Origin of the sequence: Fodinicurvata sp. EGI_FJ10296, assembly GCF_040712075.1 — a bacterium.
Classification (GTDB): domain Bacteria; phylum Pseudomonadota; class Alphaproteobacteria; order DSM-16000; family Inquilinaceae; genus JBFCVL01.
In genome coordinates, this window is the sequence record NZ_JBFCVL010000003.1 from 368,055 (window position 1) to 394,448 (window position 26,394).

A 26,394-nucleotide genomic window follows, 5' to 3' on the forward strand; every position below is an offset into this window, starting at 1 on the left:
TAGACGACGGCGGCCTATGACGGCATCTACGGATGGCAAGCAGGATGGCACCGCCCCGGCCGGGACCGGGGCGGCGGCTATCGAGTTGCGCCGCATAAACAAGCGTTTCGGACCGGTCCGCGCCAACAGGGACATCGACCTGATCGTCCGGGCGGGGACGATTCACGGCATCATCGGCGAGAACGGTGCCGGCAAATCAACGCTGATGAGCATCCTTTACGGATTCTATCGCGCCGACGACGGCACCATTCTGGTGAATGGCCGCGAGCGCCAGATCAACACGCCGGACGACGCGATTGCAGCCGGTATCGGCATGGTCCACCAGCATTTCATGCTGGTGGACACCTTCACTGTGCTGGAAAACGTCATTCTGGGCATGGAAGGCGGATTCCGATTGCGCGACGGTCTCGCCACGGCCCGGCAGGCGCTGGAAAAGCTCGAACGCGAGTATTCGCTCCATGTCGATCTCGACGCCGTCGTCGGGGATCTCCCGGTCGGCATCCAGCAACGGGTGGAGATCCTCAAGGCGCTGCATCGCGGCGCCGATACCCTGATCCTCGACGAGCCAACCGCCGTGCTGACGCCGCAGGAGGCGGACCATCTGTTCCGTATACTGCGGGCGCTGCGCGATCAGGGAAAGACGGTCATTCTGATTACCCACAAACTGCGGGAAATCATGGCCATCACGGACGCCGTTTCGGTCATGCGCAACGGCGAAATGGTCGCGCACCGGCAAACCGCCGGCACCGACCGCGAAGAACTGGCCGAACTCATGGTCGGCCGCAAGGTCCTTGTCCGCGTTTCCAAGGACACGGCGCAAGCCGGCGAAACCGCCATGTCCGTGCGCGATCTGGACGTCGTCGACGCGCTGGGTGTCAGGCGGGTCAAAAAGGCGAGTTTCGAGGTCAGACGGGGCGAGATCGTCGGCATCGCCGGCGTTGCAGGCAACGGCCAGTCGGAATTGCTTGCGGCCCTGGCCGGCATTCGCGCGCCGGCAGCCGGATCGATCACCATCGGCGGCCGATCCAGCACCGCCGACGCCCCTCTCGATGCCCATGTCATGCGGCAACTGGGGGTGGCTCATGTGCCCGAGGATCGACTTCGGGAGGGTCTGGTCAAAACCTTCCACGCCTATGAGAACACCATTCTCGGCTATCACGGGCTTCCGGAATACAATAGTGGGCCGATTCAGCGGCGCGGCGCGGTGATCGCCGACTGCGAGAACAAGATGCGGCGATACGACGTCCGCCCCCCCAATCCGCAGCTGCTCGGCCGGAGCTTTTCCGGCGGCAACCAGCAGAAGATCGTCATAGCCCGGGAATTCGACCGGGATCCCGACCTTCTCCTGGTCGGCCAGCCGACCCGCGGGGTCGACATCGGCGCGATAGAATTCATCCACCGGCGCTTGATCGAGATGCGTGACGCCGGCAAGGCGGTGCTGCTGGTTTCGGTCGAACTCGACGAGATTTTCGCGCTTGCAGACCGCATCCTTGTCATGTTCGACGGCAACATTGTTGGCGAAGTCGCCGCCGACCAGGCAAACGAGAAGCGTCTGGGCCTGATGATGGCGGGCATCGCGCCCGAGGAAGCCGAGACCGAGGCCCCGACCGCGCCTGCCGATGAACGCCCTGCCGATTTCAATCCCGCCCTTGATGAAAGCCGGATTTCCAAAGCATGAGTGTCGCTCTTTCAGGTGCCGATGTGCCACGGTGGGTCGGTTACGTCCTTATTCCGGCAATCAATCTGGCCCTCGCCTTGTTCGTTTCGGGCCTCGTCATCCTGATCATCGGAGAGAATCCGATCGAAGCCGGCCGGATCCTGTTGCTTGGCGCCTTTGGCGATGGCGACTTCATTCCGCACAGCTATGCGATCGGTTATACGCTCTACTATGCGACGAATTTCATATTCACAGGACTGTGTTTCGCGCTGGCGTTTCATTGCGGGCTGTTCAATATCGGCGGTGAAGGCCAGGCCTATATCGGCGGCCTTGGAGTCGGACTGGCCTGTCTTTACCTGGATTTTCTGCCCTTTCTGCTCGTCTTTCCCCTGGCCATTCTGGCAGCGGCCGCCTTTGGCGCGGGTTGGGCATTCATACCGGGTTATCTTCAGGCAAAGCGCGGCAGCCATGTCGTCATAACGACGATCATGTTCAACTTCATTGCGTCGTCGCTAATGGTCTATCTGATGGTGAACGTGCTGATCCGCCCGGGTCAGCAAAGCCCGGAAAGCCGGCCGTTCGCCGATCACATCGGCTTGCCGCAAATGCACGAAATGGCGGCCTGGTTCGGCGCCGACTTTTCCAGTTCGCCCATGAATCTCAGCTTCGTCTTCGCCCTGTTCATGTGCCTGATCGTCTGGCTGCTGATCTGGCGGACGCGATGGGGATTCGAACTGCGCACGGTCGGCCAGAGTCCGCAGGCCGCGGTGTACGGCGGTATCTCGCCATCCCGGAACATCATCCTCGCCATGGCGCTTTCGGGTGCGCTGGCCGGATTCGTCGGCATCAACGAGATCATGGGCGTGCACGAGCGGCTGCTGCTGAATTTTGCCGCCGGTTACGGCTTTGGCGGTATCGCGGTCGCGCTCATGGGGCGCAACCATCCCGTCGGCATCGTGCTGGCATCCATCCTTTTCGGCATCCTCTATCAGGGTGGCGCCGAATTGTCGTTTGAAATGCCCACGATCACCCGCGAGATGATCGTCGTCATTCAGGGATTGGTCATCCTCTTTGCCGGGGCGCTGGAAAACATGTTCCGACCACGGATCGAAGCACTGTTCCGACGGCCGGCGCCATCCGTCGCCGCGACAGCGCACTAGGGGTTCGGCGCCATGATCGACTTCCTGCAGTTTCTGGTCCCGATGCTGGAAAGCACGGTGAGGGTCGCGACACCGCTCATCCTGGCTGCTTTGGCGGGACTGTTCGCCGAGCGCTCCGGCGTTGTGGATATCGGCCTGGAGGGCAAGATGCTGGGCGCCGCCTTCGCGGCGGCAGCCGTCGCCGCAATTTCGGGGTCGGCCTGGATCGGGCTATCGGCCGGCATCGCCACCGCCGTCGCGCTCGCCCTGCTCCATGGCTTTGCCTGTATCACGCATCGCGGCAACCAGATCGTATCGGGTGTCGCCATCAATACACTTGTAATGGGACTGGCGCCGACACTGGGCATAGCCTGGTTCGCCAGAGGCGGCCAGACGCCGACCCTTTCTGGCGATGCGCGCTTCCAGTCGATCGACCTGCCGTTTGCCGGGGCACTGGCGGAGGTGCCCGTGGTCGGGGCCGTCTATTCACAGCTGATCAGCGGGCATAACATTCTCGTTTATCTTGCCTTTCTGGCCGTGCCCGGTTGTGCCTGGGTGCTCTACCGGTCGCGTTTCGGCCTGAGACTACGGGCCGTCGGCGAGAATCCGGCGGCGGTCGACACCGCCGGGATCGGTGTCGCCGCAATGCGATACAAGGCAATGCTGATTACGGGGGTTCTGACTGGTATCGCGGGCAGCTATCTTTCCGTCGCCCAGAACGCATCCTTCGTCCGCGACATGACCGCCGGGCAGGGATTTCTGGCGCTCGCCGCGCTGATCTTCGCGAAATGGCGCCCCGTGCCGGTGCTGTTCACCTGCCTGCTGTTCGGGTTTCTGGGAGCGCTTGAAGCCCGGCTTCAGGGCGTGCCGATACCCGGCGTTGGCGAAGTTCCGGTGCAGTTCATTCAGGCCCTGCCCTATATTCTGACGGTGGTCCTTCTGGCGGGATTCATCGGCAAGGCCGTGCCGCCCCGCGCCATCGGCGAACCTTATGTCAAAGAACGATAGCTGGCTGGATTTGCATGATGCCTTCTGACGCGCCTCCTCCGTTGCCGGAGGATCTGTTCGCCGCCGCCCGACAGGCGCGCACCAACGCCTATGCCCCCTATTCCCGGTTCAAGGTCGGGGCGGCGGTGCGCACAGCCGACGGCCGATTGTTTGCCGGCGCCAATATGGAGAATGCGGCCTATCCCCAGGGCCAGTGCGCCGAAGCCAACGCGCTCGGCGCGATGGTATCCGCCGTCGGCGGCCAGCGCATCATAGAGGTTGCCGTCGTCGGCGGCCGCGAGGACGACCCGCAGGATCTCTGCACGCCCTGCGGCGGCTGTCGGCAGCGCCTGCGCGAGTTCGGGACCGAGACGTTGCTTATCCATATTTGCGGCCCGGATGGTCGCAGGCACACAACGACGCTGGGGGTGTTGCTGCCCCTGTCGTTCGGACCCGACAATCTCGACATCGTTTAGCGACACCTGCGCCGGGAGGCCACGATGACACCATCTGCCGGACGATCCTCCGGTCCGTCTTCCGGGCCGTCTACTGGGCCGTCTACTGGGCCCTCCACCGAAAGCGACCATGAAAAGGCCGCCGCAACCGTCATCGAACGGGTCGCCGCCGCGCGACCGGGCAAGCCGGTACCCCGGATCGCGATCGTACTGGGTTCCGGCCTTGGCCCGCTTGCCGACCAGATCACCGACCCGGTTGCCATCGGCTACGACGAGTTGGCCGGCTTTCCGACCCCCGGTGTCGCCGGTCACAGCGGCAAGGTGATCGTCGGCGATCTGGGGGCAGTATCGGTCCTGTGCTTTCAGGGGCGTGTCCACGCCTATGAGGGACGGCCCGACGCCATGGCCGTGCCCATTCGCTGCGCCCGGGCCGTCGGCTGCGACACGCTGTATCTCACCTGTGCAGCGGGCAGTCTGCGGCAAGACCTCGCTCCCGGCAGCCTGATGACGATTACCGATCACATCAACATGTCCGGATCGAACCCGCTGGTGGGGCCGAACGACGATGACGTCGGACCGCGTTTCCCCCCCATGGAAAATGCCTATGATCCGGACCTGATCGCTCTTCAGGTCGCTGCCGCCGTGAGCGACAATCTGTCCCTTGCGGCCGGCGTCTATATTCAGGTTCTGGGACCGATGTTCGAAACCCCGGCCGAGGTGCGCATGCTCGGCCGCCTTGGCGGCGATGCCGTGGGAATGTCAACCGTGCCTGAGGTCATTATCGCGCGCCATTGCGGACTGCGCGTGACAGCAACCGCGATGATCACCAATCTCGGCGTCGGCCTTTCCGCGACCCCCGTGACGCACGATCAGACATTGGCCGGTGCCACCGAGGGTGGCGAACGGCTGGGCCGCTTGATCAGGGGCGTCGTTGCCGGGCTCTGATCCGGGCACTGATTAGCGCGCAAGAGCGTATTCGACCAGGATCCGCGACCGATAATTGCGGAGAACCGAAATTTTCGTTGGAAATGGGGATATATATCGTCATCCTATCATATGTGAGGCTGTATTCGAGATAGCGACGTGAAAATCGGTGACCATCGCGTGCTGCCGCCCGACAAGGTCCAGCTGTCGATCCTGCCTGACCTGCTCTCGATGATCCGGGAAGGGGTGGCCGTCTTCGATCTCCAGGGACGTCTCGCGTACCACAACGCCCTGTTCGCCAGGCTCACGGACAGTTCAGGTGATCTTGCCGGGTCGAGCATCGCGGATGTCGTCGCCCGCTTCGCGAACCCGAACGGAAATGCCCACCCCCCGGCTTACTTGCCTGCCGACGCCCTGGAGTTCGGCTACGGCCAGACCGTGCCCCCCTATCTGCGCCGGACGACGCCAGGGGGAGATTCCGTCGAACTCAGATCTTCGGCACTTGCCGACGGCGGCACGCTGCTGGTCGTCAATCCCCTGGCGGGCGATACGCCATCATCTGCCAATCACCTGGTCGAGGCCCTGTCACTGGCACCGGTTCCCATGCTGGTTCTGGGGCCCGACGATCGGATCATCCTGTGGAACGATGCCTTTCTGGCTCTCAATCCCCGGTCACCCCTGAAGATCGGCAAGACACTGGAACGTCTTTTACGGGAACTTCGCGAGCAGGATCAACTATGGGCTGTCGGCGATCCCGAGCACGATGTGCAGGAAAGGCTCGACCGGCACCGGCACTACAAGGGACCGTTCGAGGAGCAGGTGCCGACACCGGAGGGCCAGGAAATCTGGTATCTGACCAGCGAGCACCGGTTGCCCGACGGCACGACCCTGATCACACATGTCGATATCACCGAACGCAAGCGCGCCGAGGTAGCGCTGCGCGATGCTCTGGAACAGGCGGACCGCGCCAATCAGGCGAAGACAATGCTGCTCGCCAATGTCAGCCACGAACTTCGCACGCCGCTGAACGCCATAATCGGCTTTTCCGCCATCATAAAGGACCAGTTGATCGGCGCCATCGACAATGCGCGCTATCTGGAATATGCCGACGACATCAATCAAAGCGGCAGCCACCTGCTGGATCTCGTCAACTCCATGCTCGACCTGTCCCGCATTGATGCCGGCGAGGTTGCCCTGCTGGAGACACGGGCCGACCCGGCGGCCGAGGCGCTGGCGACCCTGCGCCTGATGGAGATGCCGGCCGCCGCCAACAGTCAGTCTTTGGTATCGACGATCCCGCCCGGTCTGCCGCATCTTCTCTGCGATCGGCGCGGCCTGAAACAGATGCTGCTCAATCTGCTGTCGAATGCCGTCGATTTCACGCCGAATCATGGCCGGATCGAACTGGCAATGGCGATCGACCGGGAAAGCGGCGCCCTCGTCATCCAGGTCACCGATGACGGCATCGGCATCAAGGCCATCGACATTCCCCGCGCATTGGCGCCCTTCGGCCAGATACCCGGCGGCCCCCGTGCCGATCGATCGGGGACGGGGCTGGGCCTGCCTTTGGTCAAGACACTGATTGAACGCCATGGCGGTACCTTCGCCATCGACAGCGAGCCGGGGCGGGGAACCACGATCGCCCTGACCTTTCCAGCGGCACGCGTCCTGATCGATTGATGGCCTCCTGCGGGCCCCTGCGCCGCGTGGAGGGCCGCGTGGGGGTTGCAACCAGAGGCTTTGCGGTAGCACAGTCGCGGGTGAGAAGCGTTGGTGTAATCCGGCGCCCGAAACTGGTGAGATCGACATCATGACTGACAATGCTGCCGCCGGCCTGGACCCGGCCCTGTCCGACGCCGTCGCGACGGCCCGCAAGCTATCGGTATGCTCGCCGGCTGAGGCGCGTCGGGCGCTGGCCTGCCTCGACTTCACCAGCCTCAACGATGACGACACCGACGAAGCGATCGAAACGCTGTGCGCGCGAGCGATGACGCCCGCCGGCCCGGTTGCGGCTGTCTGCGTCTATCCGGCCTTTGTCGCCACCGCGAAGCGGGCGCTGGAGGGTGCACCGATCGCCGTTGCAACCGTCGTCAATTTCCCCGGCGGCGACGACCCCGAAGACGCGGTCGTTGCACTGACACGGGCGGCGGTTGCCGACGGCGCCGACGAGATCGACGTGGTCCTGCCACTCGCCGCGCTGTTGCAGGGCGACAACGAACCGGCCCGAGCGATGGTTTCGGCCGTCCGCGATGCGGTCGGGCCCGAACGACCGGTCAAGACGATCCTGGAAATCAGCCGCATGCCGGATCTGACAATGGTCGGCCATGCTGCGCGGCTGGCGATCGACGCCGGAACCACCTTCATCAAGACATCGACCGGCAAGGCCGGACACGGCGCTACGCTTGAAGCCTGCGCCGTGATGCTCGACGCCATTCGGCAGTCCGGAAAACCCGGTCTGGGCCTGAAACCATCCGGCGGTATCCGGACCGCCGAAGCCGCCGCCGCGTTCCTGCTGCTGGCCGACCGGATCATGGGCGAGGGCTGGGCCAAACCGGCCTGCTTCCGCCTCGGTGCCTCTGGCGTGATCGATCCCCTTGTCGCCGCGGCAGCCGGTTCCGGACAATCCAAGGACACAACCGATAGCGCGGCCCAAAAGGACGGCGAGGGATACTGACATGCTGATTCAGGAAATCATCCGGCGCAAGCGGGACGGCAAGCCGCTGGAGCAGGCCGAGATCGACGCCTTCGCCACCGGCCTTGCCGACGGCACCGTGACCGATGCCCAGGCATCGGCACTGGCCATGGCGATCTTCTTTCGCGGCATGGCACCGGCCGAGCGCGCAGCGCTGACGCTGGCCATGGCCCATAGCGGCGACATCATGGACTGGTCGAATGCCGGTCTCGATGGCCCGGTGCTTGACAAGCATTCCACCGGCGGCGTCGGCGACAAGGTCAGCCTGATCCTGGCGCCAATCGTCGCGGCCTGCGGTGGTTATGTGCCGATGATTTCCGGGCGCGGTCTCGGCCATACCGGCGGCACCCTTGACAAGCTGGATGCGATACCCGGCTATCGCAGCCTTCCCGACAACGACACATTCGCCCGGGCCGTGAAAAATGCCGGATGCGCCATCATCGGCGCGACCGGTAATCTGGCGCCCGCCGACAAACGGCTCTACGCGATCCGCGACACGACCGGCACGGTCGAAAGCCTCGATCTGATCACCGCGAGCATCCTGTCGAAGAAGCTGGCAAGCGGCCTTGACGGTCTGGTCATGGACGTCAAATTCGGCAACGGCGCTTTCATGGCCGCATTCGAGGATGCCGAACAACTGGCAGAGAGCATCGTCGATGTCGCCAATGATGCCGGGCTGCCCACGGTCGCCCTGATGACCGACATGAACGAAGCGCTTGGGCGGACCGCCGGCAATGCGCTGGAAACCGCCGAAGCCATCGCGGCACTGCGCGGCGACAACCCCGACCCGCGCCTGATGGCCGTAACGCGCGCTTTGGCGGCAGAACTGATCGTGCTCGGCCAACTGGCCCCCGATACCGAAACCGCGGGACGCATGATCGATGCCGTCCTCGCCGACGGCCGCGCGGCCGACCATTTCGGCCGCATGGTCGCCACCCTCGGCGGGCCGGCCGACCTGATTGACCGGCCGGCGGATCATCTGACGGCCGCGCCGGTCGCGGTGCCGGTTGCACCGGCGGACACCGGGATCGTTGCCACCGTCGACACCCGCGCCCTCGGCCTTGCCGTGGTCGCGCTTGGCGGTGGGCGGCGGCGCCCGGAAGACACGGTCGACCATCGCGTCGGGCTGTCAGAGATCGCGGGCATCGGCGAGTCCGTGGCACCCGACGGAGCGCCGCTGGCGGTCGTTCACGCGGCCGACGAAACCGCAGCCGCCGAGGCAGCCAGGGCCGTCGCCGCCGCGTTCACCGTCGGCGCCAAGGGGCGAGAGAGTGCTCCCCAGCGCGGCCCCCTGGTCGCCCGACGCCTGCCCCGACTTCTGGCATGAGTGCCGCAAAGGACGGTTTATCGGCGCCCGGCACCGCATGACACTCGGTTCCGAAACGGCCCTGCCGCGCAGCCGGATTGCCGCGGGCATTGCCCTGTTCGCCTTTTCGATCCTGTTGCTGTCCTGTATGGACGCGCTGATCAAATGGCTGTCGGCGGGCTATCCGGTAATTCAGATCGCATTTTTCCGCGTAGCCTTCGCCCTCATCCCGGTCGCGCTTCTCATCATCGGCACCGGCGGCGGACTGACCGGACTGCGGACGCGCCGCCCGCTGGCACATGTGGCGCGCGGCACGATCGGCTTTGGCGCCGGCATCAGCTTTTTCACCGCCTTCGCCCATATGCCGCTTGCCGATGCCTATGCCATTGCCTTTGCCGCGCCCCTGCTGATCACGGCACTTTCGGTGCCGATTCTGGGAGAACTGGTCGGCTGGCGGCGCTGGATCGCTATCGTCGTCGGCTTCATCGGCGTGATCGTTATCCTGCGCCCGGCTGGCGCGGCGGAAACGATGCTCGGATTTGGCGCGGTGATGGCGCTGACGGGAACCGCCCTTTATTCCATCGCCATCGTGCTGTCCCGGCAGATGATCACGACGGAGACAAACGCCGCGATCGTGACCTACCAGACCCTGACAGCGATGACGTTGAGCGGCCTGGCCCTTCCCTGGTATTTCGTCATGCCGACGGCGTCTGACCTGCTGCTGCTGGCGGGCGTCGGGATATTGGGGGGATCGGCGACGGTGGCGATGACACAATCGTTCCGTATGGCGTCGATCTCGATCTTGGCACCGTTCGAATACACCGCCATGGTATGGGGGGTGTTCTTCGGCGTGACGCTTTGGGGCGACCTGCCCGACACCGGGGTCTGGGTCGGAACCGCCATCGTGATCGCCAGCGGGCTTTACATCCTCCATCGGGAGACACGGCTGTCCCGCTCGAAAGCGCAACGCGATCGGTAGAAGGGCCGGGCAGAGGCGTCGGCCGCAACGGAACGACAAACGGGAGGGCACGACATCGATGGCGAACGACAATGGCGATTCTTCCCTCCCCCTGGCCGAACTGCATCTTCACCTTGAAGGCGCGATTGCGCCGGCCATGGTCCGCCGCCTGGCCGCTCGCAACGGCGTTGCGCTGCCCGACGGGCTGATCACGCCCGACAACCGCTTTGCCTGGCAGGATTTCACGTCGTTCCTCAACGCCTATGACGCCGCGAGCATGGTGCTCGTCACGGCCGACGACTATGCCGAACTGACGGCCGATTACCTGACGTCGATCGCGCAGGACGGTGCGATCTATGCCGAGTTGACAATTTCGCCAGACCATTCGGCCCGCGCCGGAATCGGTTATGAGGCACTGGTCGAGGGCGTCGCCGCCGGGATCGGCCGGGCATCCGCCCAAACCGGGATCGAGGCCCGGATGATCGTCACCTGCATTCGCCATTTCGGGGCTGAACGGGCAAGCAAGGTGGCGCGGATGACGGCGGCATTCCCGCATCCGCTGGTAACGGGCTTCGGCATGGCCGGCGACGAACGCTTCGGACGGGCAGCGAACTTCCGGCCGGCTTTCGAAATTGCCCGTGCAGCAGGGCTTGGCGCGACCGTTCATGCCGGTGAAATCAGTGGCGCCTCATCCGTAGCCGACGCCCTCGACCTGCCGGTTACGCGCATCGGCCATGGCGTCCGCGCCATCGAACATCCGCCGCTGGTAGACATGCTGGCCGAACGCGGCCTGGTGCTCGAAGTCTGCCCCGGCAGCAATATCGCTTTGAAGATCTTCGAGCAGATGACGGATCACCCGCTCGACCGGCTGCGCGCAGCGGGCGTCAGGGTCACGCTCAACAGCGACGACCCGAGCTTCTTCGACACGACGCTGAAGGCCGAATACCGCACGGCCAGAGATGTCTTCGGCTGGTCGCCATCCACGCTGAGGGCGGCGACACGAACGGCCATTGAAGCCGCTTTCATCGATGACAGCACTCGCGCCCGCTTGCTACGGAAGCTAGAAGAGTCATCGGCGCCATAGTTCGTTTGTTCGCAGGCAGCCGCAAGATCGCAAAATCAGGAGACTGACCATGACAGACCCGTCACCCCACATACCGGCCTCTCCCGAAGCCGGAAATCCGAACATCAAGAATCAGGCAATGATCGTGTGGGGCTTGTATCTGGCGAGCATTGTGGTCGGAATCACTGCCCTTGTTGGCGTTGTGCTGGCCTATATCTGGCGCGCCGACGCGGCGAACTCCGTTTATGCCGACCATTTTGCCAAGCAGATCACCACTTTCTGGATCACGCTGATCGCCGTGGTGATTTCTATTCCGCTGATGCTGATCGGCGTCGGCTTCCTGACACTGTTCGCCGCTGTTGTCTATTTTCTGGTTATCAGCGTGCTGGGCATTGTGCGGGCCAACGAGGGCCGCCCCTACGACCGCCCGCTATAAAGGGCCCGATCAGGAACAGTGCCGTCGCTTGGCTTCTTCTCCGACCAATTCCCACCACGCCCGGATCCAGTTATGGCGGTCCCGCCCCTCGGGGCAGCCTTCGTGCCGCCAGATGGCGTGGGCCCGTTCCGCGATCAGGTGTTCGGACACGGTAACGGGTCCAGCGAACGCAGAGTCTCCGCCGCCTGACGTGCCAGGCGACGGGTTGCGGCGCTGGCCTGTACCGTCGCGACGTTGTTCCATAGACTTCTCCCATTCCGATCCCGCACATGCGGCGGCAATACAATACCCCTACTGATTGCAAATATTTTACATCGCCTCAACCATAAACCACCGGCAAGGAAAGGGCGAGACCGGTGAATTTGCCAAATCGCCGGGCAAAACCATTGCGCGTTCCGCCCCGCTGGGCGAGACTCTGGCAGGAAATTCAAAACATCGACAGTTTTCGGTATGGCGCCGCAGATCCCGTTTACGCTCAAGCAGTTGCGCTATCTGGTGGCGGTGGCGGACCATCGACATTTCGGACATGCCGCAGAGTCGTGCAATGTCAGCCAGCCGAGCTTGAGCGCGCAGATCGCCCAGTTGGAGCACGCCATCGGCACCGCGGTCTTCGACCGGTCGCACCGGCGGATAACGCCGACCCAGCGGGGGCAGATCCTGATCGACCGGGCGCGGCAGATCCTGTCCGACTGTCAGGCGCTCTACGCCGTCAGCCGATCGGTGGCGGAACCGCTGTCCGGCCCCTTTCGCCTCGGTGTCATCCCGACCGTCGGGCCCTATCTCCTGCCCCGGATCATGCCCGCCCTGCGCGACGGTCACCCTCACTTGCGACTCTACCTGCGTGAAGATCTGACCGACCGCCTGCTCGACACGATTCTTTCCGGCGATCTGGATGCCGGCATTGTCGCAATGCCGGTCGACCGTCCCGGTTTTCAGGTCCAGCCCCTGTTCGACGAAACATTCTTCGTCGCGTTACCGCCGCAGCACCCCCTTGCGAGTCACGAAGCGATCACCGACCTCGATCTGACCAACGAGCCGGTACTGCTGCTAGAGGACGGGCATTGTCTGCGCGATCAGGCACTGGCCGCCTGCCGCCGGACGCCGCGCGGACCAGCCGGCGCCGCCGGCAACGTCGACGGATTCTCCGCGACGTCGCTGGAAACCCTCCGTGAGATGGTGGCCGGCAATATCGGGCTGACGCTGCTGCCGGCGCTGGCCTGTCAGCAGCGCCTCGAAAACATCGCCATTAGGCCCTTCGCGCCGCCCCAGCCCTTCCGGCGTCTGGCCCTTGTCTGGCGCCGGAACACACCACGCCTGCGCGAAATGGAGATGCTGGTGCAATTCATGACCGATAACGCGCCAAGCGGCCTGCGCCCTCTTGCGGACGACACCGAAGCGGCCTAGAACAGATCATGAACTTCGTTTTCGAATTGAGATCCTGTGATGACCGAACAGACACCAGAAACGCCGGACAGCTGCCTGTCTCATGTATCGCTCGGCGCGAATGACTATCCCCGCGCCCTGGCATTCTACGAGGCGGTGCTGCCAACGCTCGGGATCGTGAAAATCATGGAGCACCCCGGCGCTGCCGCCTTCGGCCGCGCTTTCCCGGAGTTCTGGATTCAGAGCCCCCACGACGACAGGCCCGCCACCGTCGGCAACGGCACCCATATCGCCTTCATGGCCCTGAGCCGCCAACAGGTGCACCGGTTCCATGAAGCCGCCGTCGCCGCCGGTGCGGCCGAGGACGGCCCGCCCGGCCCGCGGCCCCTGTATGGCGAACCCTACTACGGCTGCTTCGTCCGCGACCCCGAGGGCAACAAGATCGAAGCGACCTACTGGGACATGGACAAGGCCCGCGAATTGGGAATGGCGTAGGGCGCAGCCGTCAATATTCCCACTCGAAGCGCACGCCAACCCGGCTGCGGTCGGTGCCGACATCGCCTTCGATCTTGATGTTGTCGGTCACGTCGATCTCGACGTTTACCCGGCTGGAGCCGGAGGCGCCCTGACGCACGCCGACGAAGACATTCTCGGTCAGGTACTGGCCGGCGGTGATGCTGACGCCGCCGCCAGCGGCGGCATCGTCGAAGTCGAGGTCGAGCCGGTCGAGACCCACCGCCCGCCTGACATCGTCGATCAGGTTGGACTCGTCGCCGATGCCGGCCAGCTGGCCGATGCTCTGGGCGAGTTGCAGGGCCTGGAACGCGCTGAGGTCCGCCGTCGCCCGGCCGAACAGAATGCGGGCAAGAACCTCGTCCTGGGGTAATGGCGGGTCGGAAAAGAACCTGATCTGCGGGTCGGATGCGCGGCCGGTAACGGATATCGTTGCCGTCACACCGTCGCCGACCGGCGCGATCGCTTCGAAATCCAGCAAGGGGTTGCCGATCGCATCACCATCAAGCGTGACCCGGCCCTGATCGAAATCGAACATGTTCCCCAGTAGGTTGAGACGGCCCTGACGCATCGTGAACGCGCCCTGCGCGATCGGATTCGCCGCCGTTCCCACCACGCTGATCTCTCCGCCAAGTTCGGCATTGAGCCCCCGGCCGCGAACGAAAATCGCCCCCGGCGCAACGACGCGGATATCCAGACCGATCCGTTGCAGCAGCGGAGCCTCTGCATCCGAAGGGTCATCCGGCGGACGGCCGTCGCCGGCGCCAGCGGTAGACGATTGTGTCGATCCCCCGCGCCCCTCCGGCGCGTTGCGTTCCCTGACCTCGATGGTTCGAACGGATGACGGCAGCCTGTCCGGCACCGTGACCACAGTCTCCAGCAGGGTCACGGTGCCGGAAAGCTGACTTTGTGCCATCAGCTGACCGCCGAGCGTCAAATCGGCGTTCAATGTCGGCGTCGCGTATGGCGTGTCGATCGGACGCGCGCGGTCGGCGGTAAGCTGTATGTCAACCGGCATGCCCGCTTCGGCGTCCAGCCCCACCGATCCACTGCCGGATATCCGTCCGCCGCCGGGCGTGCTGGCCACCAGCTGATCGACACGGACACTGTCACCCGTGGCTGTTGCCGTGAGGCCGATATCGGTCAGTTCGACACCGGTCAGCGGGTTCTCGTACGACCCGCCGTCAAGGCGGATGCTGCCCTGAATGTCGGGATCGCCAAACGAGCCCCCCAGATCGATATCAACTGCCACCCCGCCGGAAACCCGGTCGCCGCCTGCGGCCAGCAGCGGATTCAACAGTGACAGGTCGACCGCGCCGCTGACGGTCCCGCTCATTTCCGCCCCGGCCGAGGGACCCGACAGTGCCATCGGCAGCGATACATTCGCTGTCAGGCTTCCGCCGGGCAGCGTCGCGTCGGCGTCGATCCGGACGGCCTGCCCGTCCCAGTCGGCCGTCAGATCAACGTTCGCCGCCGCGAGACCCAGATTGCGGGCCGCCGCCGATTGAACGTCGACGGCGGACAGTTCCAGTTGCGCCGTTGGTGCATCGAGACTGCCCGACGCACTGAACGACCCCGACAACCGGCCCGACACGCCCTGATCTCCCGCGAATTGGTCGGCGATCTGCAAGGGGATGTTGGTCAGTGAACCGTCGATGGCGATCGTCTCACCAACCGTGCCGCCCAGGCTTATCTGCCCGTCACGAATGCCGAGATTTGTCTGGCCGATGGAAATGTCGCCGTCCTCGATCGTGACCGATGTCGGCGACGCCAGCGTAACGGGTTCACCGCTGTAGCTGCCCTGCAGGCTCTCCAGCGCAATATCCAGCGCGGCATCGGTTTCCGTCGGCAACGTGACGCGGCCGCCGGCGGACAGGGTGACGTCCGGTCCGGCGGCGTCGAAATCGATGTCGAAGGCACCCGGCTCACCCGACACGTCGATATCGAGACTGCTCAACGCCTGACCGGCGGCGTCGACATCGCGCATGGTCAGGCTGAGGTCGGCGGTCGGCGCGCCCAGAACATCGCTCACCGTGCCGGACAGGGTGGCCTGCCCGACCCGGTTGCCGTCCACCACCACCCCCAGACCGCGCGCGTCGATCGACAAATCCTGCCGGCCAGCCGCCTGCCCCGATTCAGTTTCCGACACTGAATCCGGGTCCGCCGCCTGATCCAGTCCGATATCGGCCGTCACTTCTCCGGCCATGGCCATGCCGGTCAGATCGGACAATTCCGAAAGATCGGGAACCGAGAGCGACAGGCTGCCCAATCCGGTCAAGGTCGTCAGATCCACATCCACATCACCGCTGACAGCCGCCGAGCCCAGCCCGGCCTCGAGATCGGCAATGGAAACCTGCTGGGCCGACGGATCGTAGCCGGCCGTGGTTGCAATGCTTACCGGCCTGTCGTCGAGCGTCGCCGCCGCCGTCAACCGGCCGGTCATGGTTTCGAGGTCGATTTCCGCGACGCTGGCGACGAGGTTCTCCACGACCCGGTCCGCGGCGACCATGCGATCGGACGTAATGCCCAACCCCAGCGACGGCGCCGACAGCGGGCCGCTGGCGCGTGCGTTGATCTGCGCGGCACCGGAAAGCATCGGGTCCAGTGCCGCCAGATCGTCGATGGTCAGGGTCACACCGCCCTCGACCTCGCCATCCACCCCCCCATCCACCAATGAACCCGACGCGTTCAGCCCGGCCCCCTCGCCGGTCACGGACAATGACGGCAGTGCCAACTGCCCGCTATCGCCGATCTCGGCGCGGCCAGCCAGTGCAATATCCGGGCCGAACAGGCCGTCGATCTGTGCGATACCGGAATCGAAGCCCTCCAGCGCCCCCTGCAGGTCGATGGCCGTCCGGCCGTCGGCGCGGCTGATCTCCGCTTCCAGATCCAGCCCCCCTTCCAGGGTCAGCCCGCCGGTAAACGCCGCCAATGTCGAAAGATCATCGAGCACCAGCTCGGCGGTTGCATCGAAGGTATCGCCGAAATCCGCTACCGTCCCCGATGTTGCCAATCGTCCCGTCGGCGCCGACAGGGCGAACTGCTCCAGCACGACATCGCCATCGGCGCCCGCGACACCGGCCGCCGACAGCGACACAGGCGGGCCCCCGTCTTCGGCCGCATCGGCCACGCCAACCGCAAGCCATTCATCGAGGGCCGGAATGCCGGTTGCGACGCCACGCGCCCGGGCATCGATCTCGAACCCCGCCCGCATATCGGGGTCGGTCACCGGCCGATCGGGGCGCAATGCCGCCGATAGCGTCAGATCCTCTGCGCCGCGCCCACCGAAGCGTCCCCCGGCAATGTCGGCGGTCAGATCAACGGCGGGATTCATGACCCGTCCGACTATCGTGCCGCTCAACGCCAGACGATCCCAGGCAACGGCTTCCCCTGCCAGGGCATCCGACAACAGCCCGGCAAACAGATCCGCATCGCCCGCTTCGAGTGAGTAGTTCAGCGCCAGATCCGAGGCATCCCTGGCAACGCGGCCGTCCACTGACACCCGGCCGGCGGCAGCATCGACCGAAAGACCGTCGATTTGCACTGATTGTTCGCCGATCGTCGCATCGGCAGATACCGTCATGCGGTCGCCCGAAAGCGGGACAAACCGCTCCGGCAACAACGCATGCGGCACGACCCATCCGTCGGCGGTCAGGCGAATGCCCTCCCCATCCGATCCCGACGAGCGGTCCAGAGACACCTGGATGTCGCTGCCGAGCGCCTCGCCACCATCGACAACCAGTTCACCGTCGAACGCGGAAAGCGTACCTTCACCGTCGGCACGCAGTGTCAGCCCCTGGCCCGGCGCCAGCTCCAGCAGGCCGCCGAGCACGCCGCCGGGCGCCTCGGTCAGCCCGACATCCACCGACAGTCGCTCGGTCTCCGGGACGAAAACGATATCGGCGACCAGATCGGTTGCAACGCCATCCAGCCGATGGATATCGGCGGCGATCGCCAGCCCCCGGGCCGGATCGCCAAGCCGCGCCGACGCTTCGATCCTGAGGTCGGCAGCTTGTCCGGCCACCGGCTCGCCCAGCGCCAGACGGTCCACGACCAGCCGTTCGACCACGACATCGACCGGCAGATCGGGAAAACCCGCGCCCCCGGACGGTTCGTCTTCGGCTTCCGGTCCTGGGGCAGGCAGCCGGGCCACGGCCACCGTTCCCGCCTCCAGCGCCGTCACCCTGAGGGTACGGCCGATCAGATCCCGGGGAGTCCACGCCAGGCGCGCCTCGTCGACCTCCAGCCACGGCCCCTGGGCGTCGGCGACGCGCAGGTCGCGCAACGTCATGTCGAAAGGGACGTGCCCTTCGATCGCGCCGATCTCAACGCCGTCCCCGGCGAATCCGTTGATCAGATCGACGAGAACACCGCGACCGTGATCGGTGTTCGCATAAAGATAAAATCCGCCGATGAACGCTACCAATAGCAGCGGTATCGCCAGCAGGACCCTGATGGCCGTCTTCACGCCGTGCTGTCTCCGGCTTTAGAATGATTGGCCGATACTGATATAGAGCGCGTAGTCATCGTCGCCATCCCGTTTATTCACGGGCACGGCAATATCCGCGCGGATCGGCCCGAAGCCGGTGTAGTATCGCACTCCCAGACCGGCACCAATTTGCAGCTCGGCGTCCAGATTGGGATACGGATCATCGAATACCATACCCGCATCGACAAACGGAACAACACCGATGGTGTCGGTTACACGGTAGCGGACTTCAGCACTGCTTTCGATGAGGCTGAGCCCGCCGATCGGACGGCCCTGTTCGTCGCGCGGTCCGATCGACTGGTACCGATACCCGCGCACCGATCCGCCGCCACCGGCATAGAAGCGCAGATTGGCGGGGATTTCGGCCATATCCTTGTCCGTGGCGACAAACCCGAACCCCACGCGTCCGGCCGCAATGAATGTCCCTTCGCTGCCGAAATCCTCGTAGATCGACCCTTCGGCCTCCCCAACGGCGAAAGTGCCGGCCTCGCCGAGTACGCTTGTGTATGGCGTCAGTGAGGTGGTGATCCGAAACCCCTCACTGGGGTCGAGCAGATCGTCCGTCGCCTCGTACCGAAGCGACAGCGGCACGCCGATCAGGCCGAAATCGCGCTCCACGTCCTGGGCGTCCACGATCCGCAGCGCTTCCAGGGAAACACCGGCGCTGACCGTCAGTCGTTCGGTCACCTGCCGCTCCAGCGCTGCCGACACCGAGAAAGAGCGGCGGTCATACGCCAGTGGATTGTCCTGAACCGCGACCGCATCGATGAGCAGCGCCTGATCGCGCGTCAGATAATCGGGCTTGCGAAACGTCGTTTCCAGCCGATAGGTGGCGCGGCCGATCTCGGTTTCGCCGAGGCGGGCAATGGCAGCGCTGATCCCGAATTGCTCGGCGCGGCCGAACAGGTTCCGGTGCCGCCAGAAAGCCTGCAGGCCAAAGCCCTCGGTGGTCGAATAATCACCGCCGAAGCCGATGACCCGGCGCGGCCTTTCCTCGACCGTGACTTCCAGCGGCAGGCGCCCCTGCTCGTTCAGGCTGTCGGCAGGATCGATGCGGATCGACGAGAAAACCCCCGGTTCGGAAAGACTTTCCCTGAGTTCGGAAATCGTTTCGGGAGAATAGAGATCCCCCTCGCTGAACGGTCGACGGCCCTGAACAAAATCCTCCTCGACATGCTCCAGCCCGGAAACGATCATCGGGCCGACCCTGGCCTGTCCACCCGGATCGATGCTCAGCACGACTTCCATCTCCTGAGTCTCGAAATCCACGACGGCATCCCGATCGGCGACACGCGCCAGCGCATATCCCGCATCGCGCAACTGCGAAATGACCGATCGCTCGTACTGCAGAACAGTCTGGGAAAGGGCGGGAACGCCTGTTTGTGTCGGCGGGGATCCGGGCTCCAGTTCGATCGGCAGCGGCCCGCCATCCACGGCTTCGACCTCGTACAGGGCCAGGGTGAACTGAGGCCCCGGGTCGACGACAATGGAGACCGGGACGGGCGCATCGCTCGTGCGCGCGGACAATTGGCCGCGCAATTCCGGATCAGCCACCTCGATACCGTCGATGTCGATCCGGATATCCGGATCATAGTAGCCGAACGCGCTGAGAGCACCGCGAATGCGATCCCGGTCGGCCTCCGCGCGGCGGATCAGTCCGACGGCAGACGGCGGTTCTTCCTCGGCGAGACTGAGCAGGTTCACGGAATCCTCAACGGCACGCACACCATCCTCGGGGAGCGTGCCTTCGATTTCGAGGTCGGCGCGGTAGGGCACCGGCTGCACCGAAAGCTCCGGCGTCGTGAAGTTCTCGGCCGGTTCCATGGACTCGATTCGTGGCGCAATCATCTGCGCAAAGACCACCGGCACGGCAATCCCTCCGGCGAAAACGCCGATGACGCAGGCCGAGAGAACCGCCGCCCGGCCCGCCCGCCGATCGGCGGCAAGCGTGGCGAAAATCGATTTCGGCGAGATGGCCAATTCAGGGGGCATCGAAGAAACCACGTGGTTCAAGGGGCATCGGCGCCGGGTGATCATGCCGCCGAACACTGCCAACAGTAGAACGCATACGGCACCACAAGGGAACATGCGTCATGGACACTTGGTTCCAGCAGCCCAATATAGTCATTTCGGACTCCTTCAGGGCCCTGTCGGCAAAGTCGGCAACGGCCCGGGGCGAACGAGCCCCGCGAGCCACGCATGGCCGACATCGCGGGTGAATGGCGCCAACGGCGGCAATGATGCTTGCTTGCATCGTGTACGTTGATATATTGCGCCGCAACAGATTAACCGGCGCCTCCCGGACGGGTCGGCGTGCGCTCACGGCATCGCCGGCGCCCATGACGGGCAATCGGGGCGGACATACGGGGGGCGGGCTCAAGGACAATTCATGGCTTTCAGGAATATTGCGATCATCGCCCACGTCGACCACGGCAAGACCAGCCTGATCGACATGTTGCTGCGCCAGAGCGGCGCCTTTCGGGAAAACCAGCAGGTTGCCGAAAGGATCATGGACAGCAACGAGTTGGAGCGTGAACGCGGGATCACGATCCTCGCCAAGTGCACCAGCCTGGTCTGGAACGATACGCGGATCAACATCGTCGATACGCCCGGCCACGCCGATTTCGGCGGCGAAGTCGAACGCATTCTCAATATGGTCGACGGCGTTGTCGTTCTCGTCGATGCATCCGAAGGCCCGATGCCGCAAACGAAGTTCGTCGTCGGCAAGGCGCTAAAGCTCGGGCTCCGGCCGATCGTCCTTATCAACAAGGTCGACAAGCCCGATCAGCGGGCCGAGGAAGTCCTGGACGAAGTTTTCGACCTGTTTTCGGCGCTCGATGCGGACGAGAATCAGCTCGACTTCCCGTATCTGTTCTCGTCGGCGAAGGACGGCTGGGCCGCCGCATCGCCGGAAGGCCCCCGCGATAACATGACCCCGCTGCTGGACATGATGCTCAGCAATGTGCCGGCACCGCTGGTCGACCCGGACATGAAGTTCACGATGCTGGCGACCACGCTGGAGGCAAACCCCTATCTGGGGCGATTGCTGACGGGTCGAATCACCAGCGGGGTCCTTCGGCCGAACATGACGCTCAAGGCCATCAATCGCGAAGGCGAGGTCGTGCAGCAGACGCGGGTGTCCAAGATCCTGGCCTTCCGCGGGATCGAACGGCAGCCGATCGAAGAAGCCCTGGCCGGCGACATCGTCGCCGTGGCCGGATTCGACAAGGCGACGGTCTCCGATACCCTGGCCGACCCCAGCATCGACGAGCCGATCCCGTCCGATCCCATCGATCCGCCGACGCTGTCGATGAGCTTCGCGGTCAATGATTCGCCGCTGGCCGGAACGGAAGGCACCAAGCTTACCAGCCGCAATATCCGTGATCGCCTGATGCGCGAGGCCGAAGGCAATATCGCGCTGAAAATCACCGAAAGCGCCAGCCGCGAAAGCTTTGAAGTTGCCGGCCGGGGTGAATTGCAGCTTGCTATCCTGATCGAAACCATGCGCCGCGAAGGCTTCGAACTGTCAATCAGCCGCCCGCGCGTCGTGTTCCAGGAAGACGAGTCCGGCGCCCGGCTGGAGCCGCTGGAAGAAGTCTATATCGACGTCGACGAAGAATATGGCGGCGCCGTCGTTCAGAAGCTTTCCGAGCGCAAGGGCGATCTGGTGGAAATGCGCCCCTCGGGCGGCGGCAAGCAGCGTCTGGTGCTGATCATGCCGACGCGCGGTCTGATCGGATATCTCGGCGAATTCCTGACCGACACCCGCGGCACGGGCATCATGAATCGTGTCTTCCACGACTATGGCCCCTATCGCGGCGCCCTGCCCGGTCGCTATACCGGCGCCCTGATCTCCAATGGCGACGGCGAAGCCGTTTCCTATGCCCTCTGGAATCTGGAGGATCGGGGCCCGATGCTGATTCATCCCGGCGACAAGGTCTATCGCGGCATGATCATCGGCGAGCACACGCGTGGCACGGACCTGGAAGTGAATGTCCTGAAAGGCAAGCAGTTGACCAACGTCCGCGCTTCCGGAAAGGACGATGCGATCAAGCTCACGCCGCCCATCCAGATGACGCTGGAAAAGGCCCTCGCCTATATTCAGGACGACGAACTGGTCGAGATCACGCCCAAATCGATCCGTCTTCGCAAGCGGCAGCTGGACCCCAACGAACGCAAGCGCGACAGCCGGAAAGCCGAAGCCGTATAGCAAGGCTTTTCGCCTGCTGATCGCCCCCCGCCTGAGGGCCCCTGACTCGATCAGGGGCCCCGGCCCGGATGAGCGCGGGTCCTGACCGTCCCGGGCGCTTTTTCGTTTCCTCGCGAATGGACAAGGGGACGGCGCCCGAAGAATTCCCCCGCCCCGGACGCGAAACACCATGAAATGGTGCTTCGCAGAGCCGGCAACTGTGTTTATTGCCTCAGCATCCGCCCCCTATCTCATCCCCGGAAGCACGAAGTGCTGTCCGGGGTCCACACGTTCCGCGAGAGCCCGGCCCGCGTTTCGTCCGCCGAGAGCTACGGCACCCGATCCCGGGTCTGCAGCGCGTCACTTCGCGCCGCGCTGCGCACGGGAATTGGAGAAGGTGGAAAGCGCCCCGGACCACCTTTTCCTGCCCCGGAAGCGCGCAGCGCTATTCGGCAACTGTGTTCATCGACATTGCATGCAGGGCATCGGAAGCAGTGGTTCTCGCATTGGCGCCCCTTGTCTCTTCCCCGGGAGGGCTCCTACTGGCTCGTTTCCGAAGCGACATTGGCCGCACTCAGAAGCGCCTTGACCGAGGCCGTGGCGACATCGGGATCGATGCCGACGCCGAACACCGTCTGTCCCTCCTCGGTCCGGCATTCGAAATAGGCAGCCGCCATCGAATCCGTCCCCGGCCGCAGCGCGTGCTCGTGGTAATCCACGACTTCCAGACTGAGACCGCAATCGCTTGCCAGCGCCGCAAGAACGCTGGAGACGAGACCATCGCCACTGCCGGTGATCTGGCGTTCCCGGCCATCCATCATGACCCGCCCGCTAAAGGTCCGCTCGCGGCCGGGCCGGGCCTGGCTTGTGGTCGTGTAATCGACAAGCAGGAAACGCTGATCTTCGCGCTCCTGAACGTAATAGGCCCTGGTGAATGCGTCCCAGATCTCGGCACCGGTCATCTCGCGGCTGGTCGTATCGGTCACCTGCTGGACCTTGCGGCTGAAATCGATCTGAAGCCGCCGGGGCATCTGCAATCCGTGGTCCTGCTGCAGGATCCAGGCAACGCCGCCCTTGCCCGACTGGCTGTTGACGCGAATGACGGCTTCGTAGGTCGAGCCGATATCGGCCGGATCGATGGCGAGATACGGAACCTCCCAATAGCCGTCGTTCCGGGCCTCGTGCGCCGCGAACCCCTTCTTGATGGCGTCCTGATGGGAGCCGGAAAACGCCGTGAACACCAGTTCGCCGGCATAGGGGTGGCGCGGATGAACCGGAAGCTGGTTGCAGTGCTCGACCGTCTTGACGATCGCGCGCATATCGCTGAAGTCGAGCTTCGGATGGATGCCCTGGCTATACAGGTTCATCGCCAGTGTGACGATATCGACATTGCCGGTACGCTCGCCGTTGCCGAAAAGACACCCCTCGACGCGATCGGCGCCGGCCATCATCGCCAGCTCGGTCGCTGCGACACCGGTGCCGCGGTCGTTGTGGGTATGAACGGAAATGGCAACGCTGTCCCGGCGCGAGATATTCCGGCAAAACCATTCGATCTGGTCGGCATAAACATTCGGCGTCGACGCCTCGACTGTAGCCGGCAGATTGAAGATGATCTTGCGATCCGGCGTCGGTTGCCAGACTTCCAACACCGCCTCGCAAATTTCCAGCGCAAAATCCGGCTCCGTTGTCGAGAATGTCTCAGGCGAATACTGGAATATCCAATCCGTCTCCGGCCGCTTCTCCGCTTCCTCGACCATCTGACGAGCGCCGGAGATGGCCAGGTCGATGATCTCGCGGCGCTCCATATTGAACACGGTCCGCCGGAATGCGGGCGATGTGGCATTGTAGAGATGTACGATGCCCTGACGCGCGCCGTTCAACGAGTCGAATGTCCGCTGGATCAGATCCTTTCGCGATTGAGTCAGCACCTGCACCGCGACATCGTCGGGGATACGGTCGCCCTCGACCAGCGATCGGATGAAATTGAAATCGGTCTGCGACGCCGACGGGAAACCGACCTCGATCTCCTTGAAGCCGATCTGAACAGCCAGATCGTAGAAGCGCATCTTCCGCTCCCCGTCCATCGGATCGACCAGAGCCTGATTGCCGTCGCGCAGGTCGGTCGACACCCAGCGGGGCGGCGCCGTGATGCGGCGGGACGGCCAGGTCCGGTCGGGAAGATCAACGGGATTGCCGAAAGCGCGATATTTGGATTCGGGATTGGACAGCATGATAATGTCACCACTTATGCGATAGTTTATCGAGAGAATACCACATTACGACGAAAAATACAGCCGACGGGCCGCCGTCAAGCGCGCCGGCCACCGATAAGTCGCAGCCGGACCGGAGTCACCGAAACGATCGGCGGCACGACCCGGCGCCGGCACGGAAGACGGCGGAGGTCAGACTGACGATTTGCGTCTGTCATAAGTGGTCGTTTCAAATGGAATTGCATCGTGGCACCGCGATAGCCTGGCATTGGACACGTCGAGACCCGCCTCCCTCAGGAGAGCGGGTTCGGAAGTCGAAGCAGGGCGATTGCGGTGGTATGAGCCATGATCAAATAATTAGCATCGCAAGCCGGCCTGTTGTCAAGGTTCCAGGATCCGTGGCGGGCCGCTGCGGACCAAATCCCCCTGTCGGAGCAAAGTCTGCCGCGGCAATCGGCCCTCGACCGAATGCAGAACCGGTGGCACAAAGTAAGTCACTACGGGTCGTCAGCCGCGCATGCGGCGCACGAGATCAAACACCGGACAAATAGATAGAAGGCAAACGATCAGATGGCGTCACAATCCCACTGTATCGACGATATCGAAACGCTGGAAAGCGTCTACGGCGCCCCGAGTCGACCGTCGATCACCAAGGAAGTCGACTATGTTCATGCGCATTATCGCGCGATGATCCAGGCATCGCCGTTTGCCGCCCTTGCCACGATCGGACCGGATGGCCTGGACGTCTCCCCCCGCGGCGACGGCGCCGGCTTCGTTGTCGTCGAGGACGAAAAGACGTTGCTGCTGCCTGATCGCCCGGGAAACAACAGGGTCGATAGCCTTCGCAACATCGTCCACGACCCGCGCATGGCACTTTTGTTCATGATACCCGGCGTCAGCGAAACGCTGCGGGTCAACGGCCGCGCGACATTGTCACTCGATCCGGCGTTGCTGACACGTTTCGCTGTCAAGGGAAAGGCCCCGCGTTCGATCATGATCGTCGCCGTGGAAACGGTATTCTTCCAATGCGCCCGCGCCCTCGTGCGCTCCGGCCTCTGGTCGCCGGAAAATCATGTCGACAGAGCCAGCCTGCCAAGTACCGGCACATTGCTGGCGGATATCGGGGGAGAGGTTGATGCCGGCGATTACGACCGCCGCCAGCCCGAGCGCGTAAAGGATTCGCTCTACTGATACCCTGAACTGGCAATCAAGCACCTGGACCGCCACAGGGTCCGGCTGAAGGGGCGAGGACGCAGTGCCGACCTCGCCGTCGCAGCTCAGTCGGCCATCTCGATTTCAGCTGCGTTTTCCGACGCCGCTGCGCTGTCGTCCAGCGGGAATGCCAGTGTGACCTGTTTGCCGCCCGCAGGACCGTTCGCGACTTCCAGCATTCCGCCTTGCCGCACCAGAAGTGCGTGAATCACTGCCAGCGTAAGCCCCATCGGCGTTACCACGACGCGCGCCCGGTCTTCCGACGCCGAAACGTCTCCAGCCCTCAGAACGACGGCGTCGAGCGCATTGTACAAGTCGTCGGGAATATCCTCGGCCCCAAAGGCCCGCCCATCGTCCAGAACGGAAATCTTGACCAGCTCATCGTCGCGCGAACTGGTCAGGACAACGGTATTGCCCCTTTCGCAGGAACCGACGGCAATACCCAGCAGATGCCGGATCATCTGCCTGACGGCCGTCGGGCAGACAGCGACACTCGGAAAATCATGGTCGATGCGATCCACGATCACAATGCCGGTATCGCCCAGCGAGTCCCGCCGTTCCGCCAGCACTGTCGACGCCACGGACGCGACGTCGGTGATCGCACTGCCACCGCCGGTGCCCCCGTCCTGCAGCGAAAGATCCGCCTGGCTCAGGTCGAGGATCGTGCCCACCAGGCTTTCCAAGGTATATTCAGCCATGACGCCCCGTTGACCCTTATGATCGATACCGGATATTAGCGTCGGACTATTACCGCTCCGTTAAACTTAGGAATGAAATTTTA

Annotated in this window: 20 protein-coding genes; 15 read left to right on the forward strand and 5 right to left on the reverse strand. The window is 63.9% G+C overall.

Translation table 11 applies throughout. The features are described 5' to 3' along the window. The first annotated feature begins 16 nt into the window (after positions 1-16). The 11 genes from ABZ728_RS07900 (at position 17) to ABZ728_RS07950 (ending at position 11,617) form a co-directional block, all read left to right on the forward strand. Positions 17-1,678 carry an ABC transporter ATP-binding protein gene (locus ABZ728_RS07900; RefSeq protein ID WP_366655545.1) on the forward strand — a complete coding sequence of 554 codons (1,662 nt, stop codon included), beginning with the start codon at positions 17-19 and terminating at the stop codon, positions 1,676-1,678. Next, complete coding sequence (locus ABZ728_RS07905; RefSeq protein ID WP_366655546.1) at positions 1,675-2,817, forward strand: ABC transporter permease; 1,143 nt, start codon at positions 1,675-1,677, stop codon at positions 2,815-2,817. The genes ABZ728_RS07900 and ABZ728_RS07905 overlap by 4 nt, the downstream gene beginning before the upstream one ends. A gap of 12 nt (positions 2,818-2,829) precedes the next feature. Then, entirely contained in the window at positions 2,830-3,804 is a 975-nt protein-coding gene (locus tag ABZ728_RS07910; protein ID WP_366655547.1) for an ABC transporter permease, read from the forward strand. 14 nt (positions 3,805-3,818) lie between these two features. Beyond that, positions 3,819-4,259, forward strand: coding sequence for a cytidine deaminase (cdd, locus tag ABZ728_RS07915; protein ID WP_366655548.1), 441 nt, complete (start codon positions 3,819-3,821; stop codon positions 4,257-4,259). A gap of 24 nt (positions 4,260-4,283) precedes the next feature. After that, complete coding sequence (locus ABZ728_RS07920; RefSeq protein WP_366655549.1) at positions 4,284-5,183, forward strand: purine-nucleoside phosphorylase; 900 nt, start codon at positions 4,284-4,286, stop codon at positions 5,181-5,183. A gap of 138 nt (positions 5,184-5,321) precedes the next feature. Next, the gene (locus ABZ728_RS07925; RefSeq protein WP_366655550.1) at positions 5,322-6,842 is read left to right on the forward strand and encodes an ATP-binding protein; all 1,521 of its coding nucleotides are present in this window, start codon (positions 5,322-5,324) and stop codon (positions 6,840-6,842) included. Positions 6,843-6,972: 130 nt separating this feature from the next. Further along, on the forward strand, positions 6,973-7,836 hold the full coding sequence (gene deoC / locus ABZ728_RS07930) for a deoxyribose-phosphate aldolase (RefSeq protein ID WP_366655551.1): 864 nt from the start codon (positions 6,973-6,975) through the stop codon (positions 7,834-7,836). A gap of 1 nt (position 7,837) precedes the next feature. Next, positions 7,838-9,181, forward strand: coding sequence for a thymidine phosphorylase (gene deoA, locus ABZ728_RS07935; RefSeq protein WP_366655552.1), 1,344 nt, complete (start codon positions 7,838-7,840; stop codon positions 9,179-9,181). A gap of 37 nt (positions 9,182-9,218) precedes the next feature. Further along, entirely contained in the window at positions 9,219-10,139 is a 921-nt protein-coding gene (locus ABZ728_RS07940) for a DMT family transporter (protein WP_366655553.1), read from the forward strand. Positions 10,140-10,197: 58 nt separating this feature from the next. Beyond that, the gene (locus ABZ728_RS07945; protein ID WP_366655554.1) at positions 10,198-11,202 is read left to right on the forward strand and encodes an adenosine deaminase; all 1,005 of its coding nucleotides are present in this window, start codon (positions 10,198-10,200) and stop codon (positions 11,200-11,202) included. 49 nt (positions 11,203-11,251) lie between these two features. Further along, positions 11,252-11,617 carry a DUF4870 domain-containing protein gene (locus tag ABZ728_RS07950; RefSeq protein WP_366655555.1) on the forward strand — a complete coding sequence of 122 codons (366 nt, stop codon included), beginning with the start codon at positions 11,252-11,254 and terminating at the stop codon, positions 11,615-11,617. A 9-nt stretch (positions 11,618-11,626) separates the two neighbouring features. On the opposite strand, the gene ABZ728_RS07955 is transcribed toward ABZ728_RS07950, so the two are convergent. Continuing rightward, on the reverse strand, positions 11,627-11,860 hold the full coding sequence (locus tag ABZ728_RS07955) for a DUF2934 domain-containing protein (protein WP_366655556.1): 234 nt from the start codon (positions 11,858-11,860) through the stop codon (positions 11,627-11,629). Positions 11,861-12,067: 207 nt separating this feature from the next. Between ABZ728_RS07955 and ABZ728_RS07960 the strand changes: the two genes are divergently transcribed. Beyond that, positions 12,068-13,021 (forward strand): LysR substrate-binding domain-containing protein, encoded by a 954-nt coding sequence (locus tag ABZ728_RS07960; RefSeq protein WP_366655557.1) that lies wholly within the window; start codon positions 12,068-12,070, stop codon positions 13,019-13,021. Positions 13,022-13,060: 39 nt separating this feature from the next. After that, the gene (locus ABZ728_RS07965; RefSeq protein ID WP_366655558.1) at positions 13,061-13,495 is read left to right on the forward strand and encodes a VOC family protein; all 435 of its coding nucleotides are present in this window, start codon (positions 13,061-13,063) and stop codon (positions 13,493-13,495) included. Between the two features lie 10 nt (positions 13,496-13,505). On the opposite strand, the gene ABZ728_RS07970 is transcribed toward ABZ728_RS07965, so the two are convergent. Then, positions 13,506-17,981 (reverse strand): translocation/assembly module TamB domain-containing protein, encoded by a 4,476-nt coding sequence (locus tag ABZ728_RS07970; protein WP_366655559.1) that lies wholly within the window; start codon positions 17,979-17,981, stop codon positions 13,506-13,508. A gap of 18 nt (positions 17,982-17,999) precedes the next feature. After that, positions 18,000-19,994 (reverse strand): autotransporter assembly complex family protein, encoded by a 1,995-nt coding sequence (locus ABZ728_RS07975; RefSeq protein ID WP_366655560.1) that lies wholly within the window; start codon positions 19,992-19,994, stop codon positions 18,000-18,002. A gap of 397 nt (positions 19,995-20,391) precedes the next feature. Here ABZ728_RS07975 and typA point away from each other — a divergent pair, with 397 nt between their 5' ends. Beyond that, positions 20,392-22,212 carry a translational GTPase TypA gene (gene typA / locus ABZ728_RS07980; protein WP_366655561.1) on the forward strand — a complete coding sequence of 607 codons (1,821 nt, stop codon included), beginning with the start codon at positions 20,392-20,394 and terminating at the stop codon, positions 22,210-22,212. A 518-nt stretch (positions 22,213-22,730) separates the two neighbouring features. On the opposite strand, the gene leuA is transcribed toward typA, so the two are convergent. Further along, positions 22,731-24,422: a 2-isopropylmalate synthase gene (gene leuA / locus ABZ728_RS07985; RefSeq protein ID WP_366655562.1), complete on the reverse strand. Its 1,692-nt coding sequence runs from the start codon at positions 24,420-24,422 to the stop codon at positions 22,731-22,733. A gap of 549 nt (positions 24,423-24,971) precedes the next feature. Between leuA and ABZ728_RS07990 the strand changes: the two genes are divergently transcribed. Further along, on the forward strand, positions 24,972-25,592 hold the full coding sequence (locus ABZ728_RS07990) for a pyridoxamine 5'-phosphate oxidase family protein (RefSeq protein WP_366655563.1): 621 nt from the start codon (positions 24,972-24,974) through the stop codon (positions 25,590-25,592). 86 nt (positions 25,593-25,678) lie between these two features. Here ABZ728_RS07990 and ABZ728_RS07995 read toward each other — a convergent pair whose 3' ends face one another. Next, complete coding sequence (locus tag ABZ728_RS07995) at positions 25,679-26,311, reverse strand: ATP-binding protein (RefSeq protein ID WP_366655564.1); 633 nt, start codon at positions 26,309-26,311, stop codon at positions 25,679-25,681. Positions 26,312-26,394 lie beyond the last annotated feature (83 nt).